Raw genomic sequence first — 12512 nt, 5'->3', positions numbered from 1 at the left:
AACTTCTCCATTCATGTGTCGGTACCAATCGATTCCCATTTGATAGACGTTGAACGCATCAACTAAGCTGATTCTTGACTCTGACCGCGATAGAGCAATAGTGGATTTTCCTGTTTCAAAATAACATCCTCGTTGACGATACACTCGTAGATCTCGGGGTGAGACGGCAGGTCATACATGATATCCAGCATGATGTTTTCCATGATGGAGCGCAGTCCGCGGGCACCGGACTTACGCCTGATGGCCTCGCGCGATATGGTTTTCAAGGCCCCTTCCGTGAAACGCAAGCGTACGTCTTCCATTTCAAAGAGCTTCTTATATTGCTTGACCAGAGCGTTTTTGGGCTCCGTCAAGATGCTCACGAGCTCTTCTTCGGTCAGTTCGTTCAGTGTGGCGATCACCGGGAGCCGTCCCACAAACTCGGGGATCAGCCCGAATTTCAGCAAATCCTCAGGCTGCACGCGAACCAACACTTCTCCGATGTTTCTGTCTTGCTTGCTTTGGATTTCTGCACCGAACCCGAGGCCCTTGATGCCGATCCTGGAATGGATGATATGTTCCAGGTAGTTGAACGCACCTCCACAAATGAACAGAATATTCGTGGTATCGATCTTGATGAATTCCTGCTGCGGGTGCTTGCGGCCTCCCTTGGGCGGTACATTGGCTACCGTACCTTCAAGGATTTTAAGCAGAGCCTGCTGAACTCCTTCTCCGGAAACATCGCGCGTGATGGACGGGCTGTCGGATTTCTTGGCGATCTTGTCGATTTCGTCGATGTAAACGATGCCGCGCGAAGCTTTCTCGATATCGTAATCGGCCGCCTGGATGAGGCTCACCAGGATATTTTCCACGTCTTCGCCCACGTAGCCCGCTTCGGTCAGCGTGGTGGCGTCGGCAATGGTGAAGGGCACATTGAGGATTCTGGCAAGTGTTTGCGCAAGCAATGTCTTGCCTGAACCGGTCGGGCCTATCATGAGGATGTTGCTCTTTTGCAACTCGACGTCGTTTTTGTCGAGTTTCATTTCGATGCGTTTGTAATGGTTGTGGACGGCAACCGAGAGTATCTTCTTGGCGCGTTCCTGGCCGATCACATACTGGTCCAAAATGGATTTGATTTCAGCTGGTTTCGGGATTTGTGTCGCCTTCGACGCCTCTTCCCTCTCATACTCCTCGGCAATTATGTCGTTGCAGAGCTCGACGCATTCATCACAAATGTAGACGGTCGGTCCGGCGATTAATTTTTTCACCTCATCCTGGCTTTTGCCACAGAATGAGCATCTCAGCTCTCCACCGCGTTCATCACGTTTTCTAGCCATTAAGGTCCTCCTCAGCCACTCAAAATGAACGAGAGAACACCGAACACTCTGCTAAGGTCTGTGTCTCTCGAGTAATTAACTGTATTTCCAGAAACCTGCCCAGTCCTTGAATAGGGCAGAGTTATTATAATCACCATGCGGGGTTTTGACTATACTAAACGCAGACTCTGTGGGATTCAGCCTGAGTCAGTTCAAAACAGGTAACCTGGCAGAGGAGAAAGGTCAACTCGTTTCAAACAGCCCGGAGCTTGCCGGGAATCCTGTTCGCGAGCGATTTTTTCGCTTGCTGATCACACGGTTCGGTTAACAGTTCTGAACGGGAAAATGCAGGTAAAACATTCGCCAGTGCGCTTGGAAGTCTCTGGGGGGTACGCCCCCCAGACCAACTCTCCAATGGAGTGAAACCGCTTCACTTGAGATCAATCTACCTCAATCCTTGGTGGGGCGGGATGACCTGGATGGGTATTGGACGTGGAGAACTTGCACTACAGTCAGGCTGAGCTCAAGTCACCACCAGCTTCTTGCTGGCTCTTGAGGCTATGACTTCATCCACCAGCCCATAATCCTTGGCCTGCCACCCGGACAGGTAGAAATCCCGTTCCGTATCCCGTTCAATCTGGTCAAGGGACTTACCCGAATGTTCGGTCAAGATGCGGTTCAACTCTTCCCTCAGTCGCAATATTTCCCGTGCCTGAATGTCAACATCGGTGGCCTGGCCCTGAAAACCGCCCATGGGTTGGTGCAGCATGATGCGGGCGTGGGGCAAAGCGAATCGCTTTCCCTGTACTCCGGCGGCCAGGAGCACCGCGGCCATGCTCGCGGCCTGTCCCATGCATAGAGTGGAAACATCCGGTTTGATGTACTGCATGGTGTCATAGATGGCGAGGCCTGCCGTCACAAGGCCTCCTGGTGAATTGATGTAAAAATGAATGTCCTTGTCAGGATCTTCCGATTCCAGGAACAGCATCTGAGCGGTGATCACGTTGGCGATGTCATCGCTTATGGCCGTTCCCAGAAATATGATGCGATCTCGCAATAAACGGGAATAGATATCGAATGCTCTTTCCCCCCGGCTGCTTTGTTCTATTACTATGGGAATCAAAGACATGTTGCCGCTCCTGTATGATTAAACCGCGTGTGCGGTCTCCGTTCGGATGATTTCATTCTCCAGGAAGTTAAAAACCTTCTCCTGCAGTTTATTTTCTTTGCTTTGTTCGACCACGGCGCTCGTGGCATATTCCACCTTCACCTTATCCGCGGTGGTTCTCAGCAGTCGCGCGATATCCTGGTAGATCTCCTCCAGCTCTGCATCGGTGAGTTGAATTCCCTCCAGTTCAGCCAAGCGCTGTGCAATCAATCGCCAGCGAACGTTCTTTTCCGCTTGCGGGCGATACTCGGCACGGATTGCCGGCGTGTTCAGCCTGCCTGCATCCATTTTCAGCCCCTGACTGTCGAACTGGTGCTGGAGCATCCCGATCAGTTGATCGATTTCTCTTTCGATCACCTTATTGGATAACTCGATGTCGACCTTCCCCACAAGCTGATCGATGATCTGCTGGCGGATTTCCGCACTGGCTTTTTGTTCTTGCTGCCGAGCAAGCCTCTTGCGCGTTTCATCCTTCAGCTCATCCAATGTTGTGTAGTCCCCAAGTTTTTGAGCAAACTCATCATTCAGTTCGGGCAAAACCTTTTCTTTGAGCTCTTTGATGGTGACGTCAAAGCGCACCCGTTTGCCCGCAATTTCGGCTGTCGCAGCGTCCTCTGGATAATCCACTTCAAAACTGAACGATTCCCCCACGTGGTGTCCCATCAGTTGAGGATCAAAGTCGGGGTGGAGTGACTTCTTGCCGACTTCGAGCATGTAATCCGTGGTCTTGCCCTTCTCAAAGATTGCTCCGTCCGCCCAGGGGGTGAAGTCAATAACGACGACATCACCCTCCCGTACCGGCTGCTCGGACTCCAGCGTGCGCAGTTCGCCATGTTGTTCGCGCAGACGTTCTAGTTCTGCCTGCAGCTGTTCATCGGTCACTTCAACAGGGGGCTTGTGGATTTCCAGCTCTTTGTACCCCTGAAGCTCGAAGGGCGGGCTGACATCAACGGTCGCCGTGTAGGTAAATGATCCGTTGTCTTCGAAACGCATCTCATCCACATCCGCTTCTGCGAGGGGTTTGAGATCCGCCTCACTCAAGGCTTGCGCAAAAGTGTCATGAATGAACTGGTTGGAAACTTCGTTTTCGATAGATTTTCCGTAATAGGATTTGAGAATGCTACGGGGAATCTTGCCCGGGCGAAACCCCTTTAACCTCGCTTGTTTTGCCAGTTCCCGATATCTACTGTCCAGTTCTTCCTGGACCTTGTTTGCAGGAATTTCCACTTGCAGCTTTTTTTGGTTAGTGCTTACATCCACTACGGAAACGTTCATTTCCACTGTTTGACCTTTCTTTGAATTTGATCTACTCGCGCCGGAAGCTGTCCGCGTTGTTGGTGCGAGAGGGGGGACTTGAACCCCCATCCTGTGTCACAGGGCTGGATCCTAAGTCCAGTGCGTCTGCCAATTCCGCCACTCTCGCCGAAATAAGAGCCAGCTATAGCTGTCAAGATGGTGTTTGTACACAGGTTGGCTGAGTCATACCCGTTACATGAAGAAACCAGCATTTGCTCTGATGGGTTTCGAAGCTCAACGCAGCCTACTGGAGTGCAAGATCTCTTTCTTGAGAGCTATAATTATCCTACAAAATGCAACTCATAATCATTTTCAAGTGAAAAAGTCAAGGCGCAGGAGACCGGAGCCAAAACAAACCTACTCCCAGCTCACTACGTCCGCATTCTCTCCCTCTCCCCCATCCTGGCCATCGGCGCCCATGGAATAGAGGTCATAGTCGCCGTGTTCACCGGGGAATCGGTAGACGTATTGTTTTCCCCAGGGATCCGGGGGTACGTCTTTGGGCAGGTATGGGCCATCCCAGTTATCGTTGCCGGGGTTCTTGCGAAGGGCGTCGAGGCCTTCCTGGGCATTGGGATATCTACCCACATCAAGGCGAAATGCGTCAAGAGCGGTCCCCAGCATGGCTATCTGCGCCTTGGCAGCCTTTTGCTTGGATGATCCGACCTTCTGGAACATTTTCGGTGCCACCAGCGCTGCAAGCAAGCCCAGGATGATCATAACGATCAGCAACTCAATGAGCGTAAAGCCCTTGTCGAGCCGCTTTCTGCCGTTTTCCCCCGCTTGATCCCCTGCATTTTTATGCACTCGAATCATAATGAATCTCCATACACTCGAAGTTCTCAAAATTCCAATAATTGTTCTACGGCTAATCGATATAGCTCCCAAGATAATGATTTTGACGTAGGTTGGGTTGAGTGGCGCGTTTCGAGTGACTCAACCCAACGCTTATGTTGCCGGGTTTCGTACCCCAACCCAGCCCGCTTGGAAGGCAAAATCATTTTCTTAGACACTATAGTTAACTGTGCGAATCAGTTGTAACGGACTCGCTTGAATGTGTCAATGAACGAACGACACGAACGAAGGATAAGGAATCTTGTGCGTAAATGGGAGATTCCTCTCCGGCAAGGGAGAGGAATCTCTCGGGCAGTCCCCTAGCCGGCCCAAGACGTCTCCAGGGTGAGTGCGTGTTCTTTCCCCTGAAAAAGCCCGCGATGTTGCATATGGGTTTGAATGGCATGCAAATTGATTTGTTTTTCCAGAGCCCAGAGGGGGGCGACTAATTCCCCCGGGTGCGGATCTCCCGTCAGCCTTTGTATAATGACCTGGGGGGGAAGAAGTGCCAAAAAATCAGCCACGATGGATACGTATTCCTGCCGGCTAAGGCATCGGTAATGGCCCTCCAGATACCAGTGTTCGAGCTCCGTTCCGCGAACCACATAAAGGAGATGGATCTTGACCGCCTGGATAGGTGAAGCTGCCAGGAATCGCGCCGTATTGAGCATGTCATCCCGGGTTTCCCCCGGCAGTCCCAGGATGACGTGGGCACACACTGGGATATCGCGCCGCCTGGTGCGCTCAACAGCTTTGCTGAACGCCCCCGCCTCATGACCGCGGTTGATTAGGGCCAGTGTCGCATTGTTGGCTGATTGCAGCCCATATTCCAGCCAGACAAGGCGGCTTCGGCCCACCCTGCCAAGATACTCCAAAATCTCTTCATCAACACAATCGGGCCGAGTCCCAATGGTCAAGCCCACCACGTCAGGTACGGAAAGGGCCTCTTCATAGAGTTGCTTGAGTCTATCGGGTGGTCCATATGTGTTGGTAAAGGATTGAAAATATGCCAGGAATTTCTTTGCCTTGTAACGCCTGGCCAGGTACGATTTACCCTCTTCAAGTTGTTCGCTGATGCTTTGCAAACGGGAGGCCGCTCCCGATCCGGAACCGCGCGCGTTGCAGTAGATACAGCCTCCTCGGCTGATGGTGCCGTCCCTGTTGGGACAGGTAAGCCCCGCATCAATGACGATTTTTTGCACACGACATCCAAAGACTTCACGCAGGTATGAATTGAAATCGCGGTAAAGTCTCTTGTCCATATATGCAGTTTCCTTCAATGCCCCGGTCTATTATAGTAAACGCTAATAGTAGCCCGCATGGGCGCCGCCTGCCGTTTGCCGTTCTGCGGATCCGGGTTTTGTCGGAACGACAGAAGCGTATACGGGCTCAACTTTTGGACAGGATCCCCGCAGGATCATAGCTCAAATAAGAGGATCAGAGAAGATGAGGAACCAATATGATGTCATTGTGGTCGGGGCCGGTCATGCAGGCTGTGAAGCGGCTCTTGTTTCGGCCCGCCTCGGCTGTGATACACTGCTGCTGTCCATTTACCTCGATACCGTGGCACATATGCCTTGTTCACCCTCAGTCGGCGGAATCGGGAAAGGACATCTGGTCAAAGAGATCGATGCGTTGGGTGGGGAAATGGCCAAAGTGACCGATAAGACAGCCATTCAATTCCGCCTGCTGAACACTAAAAAAGGGCCGGCGGTCAGGGGAACGCGCACGCAAAACGACAAAGTACGCTATCGGACCAACATGAAACACCACCTGGAGCGGCAGGAGCATCTGAGCCTGAAACAGTCTCTGGTGGAATTGCTGGTTGTCGAAGACGAACACGTGGTTGGTGTGGTGGATCAGATGGGGGTGTTCTTTCAAGCTCGCGCCGTCGTCCTGGCGACGGGGACCTTCTTGAACGGATTGATTCACATTGGCTCCCGACAAATTCCTTCGGGTCGAGCCGGCGAGTTTCCATCGACCGCTCTTGCAAAGCAGTTGTGCGATCTGGGGTTTGCCCCGGGGCGCATGAAGACGGGTACTCCCGCCCGCCTTGCCCGCAACAGCATAGATTTTTCCAGATTTAATGAACAACAGGGGGACTTGCAGCCAAAGCCTTTTTCGCTCTTCACCGATGCCATCACCTTACCGCAGATTTCCTGTTTCATGGGCAGGACCAATGAGCGCACCCACGAATTGGTGCGCCGCAACATTGGCCTTTCCCCACTCTACAATGGTTCAATTCGAGGGGTATCGGCCCGCTATTGCCCTTCGCTGGAAGATAAGATCATGAAATTTCCTCACAAGGAGTTTCACCAGATCATTTTGGAACCGGAAGGGTTGGACACGGAAGAAATCTATGCCAGCGGAACCGGCAATTCGCTTCCCTATGAGCTGCAGTATGAGTTGATTCGTTCGATTGCTGGTTTGGAGTCCGCCGAAATCATGCGCTCTGCCTACGCCATCGAATACGACTACATTCAACCGACCCAGCTCACCGCAACGCTGGAAACCAAACTGGTTAAAGGTTTATTTCTGGCCGGTCAGGTCAACGGCACCTCGGGGTATGAGGAAGCGGCGGCTCAGGGGATGTGGGCGGGGATTAACGCGGCCCTGAAAGTTCAGCAAAGGCCGCCCTTTGTACTCGACCGTTCGGAAGCGTATATGGGCGTAATGATAGATGATTTGGTGACCAAGGGAACCAACGAACCGTACCGCATGTTCACTTCCCGGGCTGAATATCGGCTGCTGTTGAGGGAAGATAATGCCGACTTGCGATTGTTGGAGAAAGGCTACCAACTGGGTTTGCATGACGCGGCCACCTACCGTGAGTTGGTCGAGAGAAGGAAGGCCATCCGCTCCGAGTTGGAACGTCTTCAGAGAACCTGTGTGCGTCCGTCGGGGGAAGTCAACGCGCTGCTGCAGGAAAGGAATTCAGCGCCTCTGGGAGAGCCCGCCAGTCTTGCCAAGCTGCTCAAACGCCCGGAACTGAGCTATACAGACATCGAAGCTCTGGAAGGGTCCGCGAGTGCACTTGCGGAACGGGTCAAACAGCAGGTCGAGGTCGAGTGCAAGTATCAAGGTTATCTGAGAAGGCAGGAGGCCGAGGCAAAGAAATTCAAGCAAATGGAGCAAATGGAAATTCCTGATGGGTTCTGTTTTGATGAAATCCCGGGACTCTCCAATGAGATCAAGCAAAAGCTGCGCTCTATTCGACCGAGCTCTCTGGGACAGGCTTCCAGGATTCCGGGTGTGACGCCTGCTGCCGTAGCGGCTTTGATGGTTTACGTGAGACGGTTCCGTGACCGGGGCAACGTCCAGAAGATCAAGGTAGCTTAATTGTACAAAAGGGTTGGCATTTAACCGCGAATCATTATGAGAAAAGACTTGTAAATGCTTGATAGGTCTTATATGATGCAAGATCTCGTTTAAGTGGGGTTTTTTGCTTGTCGACAATTATCCGCTTCAATTCCAGTCAGGAAAGGCAAGAATCATGGAGGGGCCGAACGAGAAAGATTTTATCGGTGTGTTGAGGGACCACGGTTTGCAAGTGACCTATCAAAGGCTGGCCATCTATCAGGCGCTTTACAACACCCAACAGCACCCCAGTGCGGAAACCATCTACCAGCAGGTGCGAAAGCGCTTCCCGATGATATCCTTGGGAACAGTCTACAAGACCTTGGAACGATTCCATAATGTGGGGTTGATTCAGAAGGTGAGCCCCATGACGGACGTCTCCCGCTATGACGCGGTGGTGGAACCTCACCATCATGCGGTTTGTGTGAAATGCCAAATGATTCAAGATGTCATGGATCCATCTCTGGGCGACGGCATCGCCTTGCCGGAGGGCGAATCATTTCATGTGCTGCGCAAGCAGGTGTTGTTTCAAGGATATTGCCCGGAGTGCTACGCAAAGGAAAAGTCGGGAACGCCCTAGCCGGCATTTTTCGGATTGGGTTTGACCTGGCAGGCGGGGATCGCTCGCTGGGCGCCAGGGCGGCTTGTGGGCGGTAGCAATGAATGATTGACCATTCATTTTTCTCTGGACTTTTTTGGTCGGCTCCACTAATATCCCAAATTTACTAAGTATTATGACCCATCCTGTTTTTTGATGCGGCCGCCGTTTGTGCTTGAATCATCTAACGGGGTTATGCTAATGGACCTGTTTACCAATGCGCATAATTTGTGTCACTTATGCCCAATAGCGAGTCCCATTGTCGAGCGGCAGCCAGATGCTGGAAGACCTGTTGAAGAAAGGAGGATTAGCCGTGAATATCGCAGTGCTACTCAAGCAAACACCGGACACCGAATCGGTAATTCGTATTGCCGGTGATGGCAAATCGATCGTAACAGATGACCTCAAGTGGATTATCAATCCGTATGATGAGTTTGCAGTGGAAGTTGCTCTTCGCCTTAAGGAAAAGCACGGCGGAAGTGTTGTCATCGTCAGTTGGGGCCCTCAGAGAGTGGTGGAATCCATCCGCACGGCTTTGGCAATGGGGGCGGACAGTGGGGTGCTCATCGATGATGAAGCGTTGGAAGGCAGCGACAGCCTGGGAGTGGCAAAGGCGCTCGCGGCTGCGGTGCAGGAATTGAACCCCGATATCGTCCTGTGTGGATCGCGCGCGGTAGACTACGATGAAGGCCAGCGTGGCGCTATGGTGGCTGAACTGCTCGGCTGGCCGCACCTGGCTCTGGGAGTGGCGGTGGACTCCGATGGCAGTAAAGTCCAAATCGATCGTCCCATCGAAGGCGGGAAGGTAGCCGCTGAGGCCGACCTCCCCGCTGTGGCGACACTCGGCGGCTCCCATGCCGTGTGGAACCCCCGCTACGCGTCGCTTCCCGGTATTATGAAGGCCAAGAAAAAGCCTCTGGCCAACAAGAAACTGGCGGACCTGGGCGTCGATCCTTCCGAGTGTGGAGCCGGAGCGGCCAAGATTCGCGTGACGGCACTGGAAATGCCGCCGGAGAGAGCCGCTGGAAGAATAATCAATGGCGACCTGGACACCGCGGGCAAAGCGCGGGAACTCGTAAGGGCTTTGCATGAAGAGGCAAAAGTGATTTAAAGAAACAAGGAGAAATAACATGTCTAAGTGTGTCTGTATGATTGCTGAATTTCGTGGAGGAAATTTTCGCCGTGTTTCTTTTGAGGTGGCCAGTGAGGGAAAGAGAATTGCCGACAGCCTTGGACTAAGCCTTTGCGGGATTGCCGTCGGATCCGGAGTTGCCGATAAAGCCGCCGATTTGGGGCGATATGGAGTCGATAAGGTGTTTGTGGCGGACGATCCGGCCCTGGAGAATTATGTGGCCGAGGCCTATGTGCCCGTGGTGGCCGAGATTGTTGCAAAATGCGACCCGGCGGTCATCGTCCTGCCTGCTTCCGTAGATGGGAAGGATTTGGGAGCACGGCTGGCCGGGCGACTGCAGGCGGGTTTGGCGCAGGACTGCACCGAGGTAGTGTGCGAAAACGGTGCGGTCAAGGCCAAGCGACCCATCTTTGCCGGCAAATGCTTTGCCTGGTGTGAATGGGCTGAGGGCGCTCTGCCTGTCATCTCCTGCCGTCCCAATGTCATGGACTGCTTTGCTCCCATGGAAGACAAACGAGCGGAAATCGAAAAAGTTGACGTATCCATTCCCGCAGCCCGTTCCCGAGTAACGGGGGTTGATCTGGACACCTCCGGCAAAGTGGAACTGACGGAAGCCGAAATCATTATATCCGGTGGCAGAGGCATGAAGGGCCCGGAAAACTATGCACTGATCGAGGAGTTGGCCGGATTGCTGGGTGCTGCGGTTGGAGCTTCACGTGCTGCAGTGGATTCAGGTTGGAGGCCGCATTCTGATCAGGTCGGCCAGACAGGCAAAGTGGTCAATCCAAACCTTTATATTGCCGTGGGAATCTCAGGGGCGATTCAGCACTTGGCGGGCATGGGATCTTCCAAATTCATTGTCGCCGTCAATAAAGATCCTGAAGCTCCCATATTCAGCAAGGCCGATTATGGGATCGTGGAAGATCTGTTTAGTTTCATACCGGCATTTAAGGAAGAAGTGGAGAAGCACAAGAGCACTTGTTCATAATCGGCTCCATGGTGGCTGTGCGGACGGGTGGCGACCGCACGTCCCGCTGCGGGTCCCGACAGGATGATGCTTAATAAGTTGGGGTGGGCTTCCCTCCCCAACATCGGCGATTCGCAGTATTGCCTATTAAATTGTTTGGCCGTGGAGGGAGAGGATGGATCCCGTCTGGTATGGTAGTTATGATTCCGATGTGCCGCGAGCCCTAAAGTATCCGCAAGAACCATTACCGATACTTGTTAAGAGGAACGCCGAAAAGTACCCAAACAATTCGGCAACCGAATTTTTCGGCGCGACTTTGACCTACGCTGCTTTGTGGAAGCAGATACAAAGTTTTGCCAATGCCTTGAGTCGCATGGGTGTTGAGCCGGGGACGAAGGTGGCAATTATGCTGCCCAATTGTCCGCAGGCCATCATCAGCTTTTATGCCGTCTTGTGGCTGGGCGGTGTGGCGGTTATGACCAACCCATTGTATGTGGAACGGGAAATGGAACATCAATGGGTCGATTCCGAGGCAAAGGTTCTTGTGTTTCTGGATCACCTCTACCCGAGAATCTCCAAAGTCCTCCCCAAAACCGGCATCAAGAAGATCATCGCCACAAGCATCAAGGATTACCTTCCTTTTCCCAAGAATTGGCTCTATCCCATAAAGGCCTTCAAAGACAAGCTGTTCACCGCCGTGCCTTACGGCGACGATGTGTTCAACTTCAGCAAACTGATCGACGGCACGCCTCCCAGTCCTCCTCCGTGTCCGATAGCGGTTGGTGATCTTGCCCTGCTTCAGTATACCGGCGGAACAACCGGAGTGGCCAAGGGTGTGATGCTGTCGCACGCCAACATTCTCGCCAATGTTGTCCAGATCGCCGGATGGTTCCCGGCACTGCACTGGGGGAAGGAGCGCTTTGTCGCCATTTTGCCCTTTTTCCATGTTTTCGGCATGACCGTGGCGATGAATTTTCCTCTCTATACGGGCTGCACGGTGATCTTGGTCCCCAAATTCGATCTGGATGCTTTTATCAAGACTCTCCAGCAGACCAAGCCAACGCTCTTCCCAGGGGTCCCGACCATCTTCGTGGCCATCGTCAACCACAAGAATATCAGCTCCTTTGATATGTCGTCGATTCGCTACTGTATCACCGGGTCGGCACCTATGCCTGTGGAAGTATTAAAAAAATTCGAAGCGCTCACAGGCAGTATCATCATTGAAGGTTACGGACTGACGGAATCGAGTCCAGTGACGCACTGCAATCCCATCAACGGAACGCGCAAGGCAGGTTCCATCGGCATCCCGCTGCCCGATACAGAATGCAGGATTGTCGACCTGGAGATGGGGGTGGAGGAGCTCTCCTTCGGGCAGGTGGGCGAGCTGGTGGTGAAAGGGCCGCAGGTGATGCTCGGCTATTGGAAAATGCCGCAGGAAACCAGTTCCACTCTGCGTGACGGGTGGCTCTACACGGGAGACATTGCGACCATAGACGAGCAGGGGTATACCTTTATCGTTGATCGTAAGAAAGACATGATCATCGCAGGTGGCTATAACATCTACCCCAGGGAAGTGGATGAGGTGCTGTATGAACACCCCAAAATTCTTGACGCGGTTACCGTTGGGGTCCCTGATCCTTATCGCGGCGAAACGGTGAAGGTGTTCATTGTGCCCAAGCCCGGCCAAGAGATCAGTGAAAAGGAGATCATTCAATTCTGCAAATCCAGGCTGGCCGCCTATAAGGTTCCCAAGATTGTTGAGTTTAGGGAATCCTTGCCCAAAACAACAGTAGGGAAAGTGCTGCGTAAAGAACTGCGCAAGGAGGCCATTGAAAAGCAAAAAGTCGGGAAAAATGAAGATTAGC

General features: G+C 52.8%; 10 protein-coding genes and 1 tRNA gene. 5 read left to right on the top strand and 6 right to left on the bottom strand.

All coding sequences use genetic code 11. From position 1 onward, the window contains the following. Nucleotides 1-62: 62 nt before the first annotated feature. The 6 genes from clpX to mnmL all read right to left on the bottom strand — a co-directional run bounded on the left by clpX (nt 63) and on the right by mnmL (nt 5855). Nucleotides 63-1316, bottom strand: coding sequence for an ATP-dependent Clp protease ATP-binding subunit ClpX (gene clpX / locus K1V27_RS00885; protein ID WP_258927638.1), 1254 nt, complete (start codon nt 1314-1316; stop codon nt 63-65). A gap of 502 nt (nt 1317-1818) precedes the next feature. Beyond that, the gene (gene clpP, locus K1V27_RS00880; RefSeq protein WP_258927637.1) at nt 1819-2424 is read right to left on the bottom strand and encodes an ATP-dependent Clp endopeptidase proteolytic subunit ClpP; all 606 of its coding nucleotides are present in this window, start codon (nt 2422-2424) and stop codon (nt 1819-1821) included. A gap of 18 nt (nt 2425-2442) precedes the next feature. Further along, the gene (gene tig / locus K1V27_RS00875; protein ID WP_258927636.1) at nt 2443-3738 is read right to left on the bottom strand and encodes a trigger factor; all 1296 of its coding nucleotides are present in this window, start codon (nt 3736-3738) and stop codon (nt 2443-2445) included. Between the two features lie 60 nt (nt 3739-3798). Continuing rightward, nucleotides 3799-3886 (bottom strand) — tRNA-Leu (locus tag K1V27_RS00870). Nucleotides 3887-4116: 230 nt separating this feature from the next. Beyond that, nucleotides 4117-4575: a type II secretion system major pseudopilin GspG gene (gene gspG / locus K1V27_RS00865; RefSeq protein WP_258927635.1), complete on the bottom strand. Its 459-nt coding sequence runs from the start codon at nt 4573-4575 to the stop codon at nt 4117-4119. Between the two features lie 338 nt (nt 4576-4913). Beyond that, nucleotides 4914-5855, bottom strand: a complete 942-nt coding sequence (gene mnmL, locus K1V27_RS00860; RefSeq protein WP_258927634.1) for a tRNA modification radical SAM protein MnmL/YtqA — start codon at nt 5853-5855, stop codon at nt 4914-4916. A gap of 184 nt (nt 5856-6039) precedes the next feature. On the opposite strand from mnmL, the gene mnmG reads away from it, so the two are divergent. From mnmG to K1V27_RS00835, 5 genes are all read left to right on the top strand, one after another. Beyond that, nucleotides 6040-7932, top strand: coding sequence for a tRNA uridine-5-carboxymethylaminomethyl(34) synthesis enzyme MnmG (mnmG, locus tag K1V27_RS00855; RefSeq protein ID WP_258927633.1), 1893 nt, complete (start codon nt 6040-6042; stop codon nt 7930-7932). Between the two features lie 154 nt (nt 7933-8086). Beyond that, entirely contained in the window at nt 8087-8530 is a 444-nt protein-coding gene (locus K1V27_RS00850) for a Fur family transcriptional regulator (protein ID WP_258927632.1), read from the top strand. A 331-nt stretch (nt 8531-8861) separates the two neighbouring features. Beyond that, entirely contained in the window at nt 8862-9659 is a 798-nt protein-coding gene (locus K1V27_RS00845) for an electron transfer flavoprotein subunit beta/FixA family protein (RefSeq protein ID WP_258927631.1), read from the top strand. A gap of 19 nt (nt 9660-9678) precedes the next feature. Beyond that, nucleotides 9679-10668 carry an electron transfer flavoprotein subunit alpha/FixB family protein gene (locus K1V27_RS00840; protein WP_258927630.1) on the top strand — a complete coding sequence of 330 codons (990 nt, stop codon included), beginning with the start codon at nt 9679-9681 and terminating at the stop codon, nt 10666-10668. A gap of 154 nt (nt 10669-10822) precedes the next feature. Then, on the top strand, nt 10823-12511 hold the full coding sequence (locus K1V27_RS00835; protein WP_258927629.1) for a long-chain-fatty-acid--CoA ligase: 1689 nt from the start codon (nt 10823-10825) through the stop codon (nt 12509-12511). Nucleotide 12512 lies beyond the last annotated feature (1 nt).

It is taken from the genome of Desulfoferrobacter suflitae, from assembly GCF_022603395.1.
Classification (GTDB): Bacteria; Desulfobacterota; Syntrophobacteria; order Syntrophobacterales; family Syntrophobacteraceae; genus Desulfoferrobacter; species Desulfoferrobacter suflitae.
Note: the sequence above shows the minus strand (reverse complement) of the source record. Positions and strands in the feature narration are given on the sequence as shown.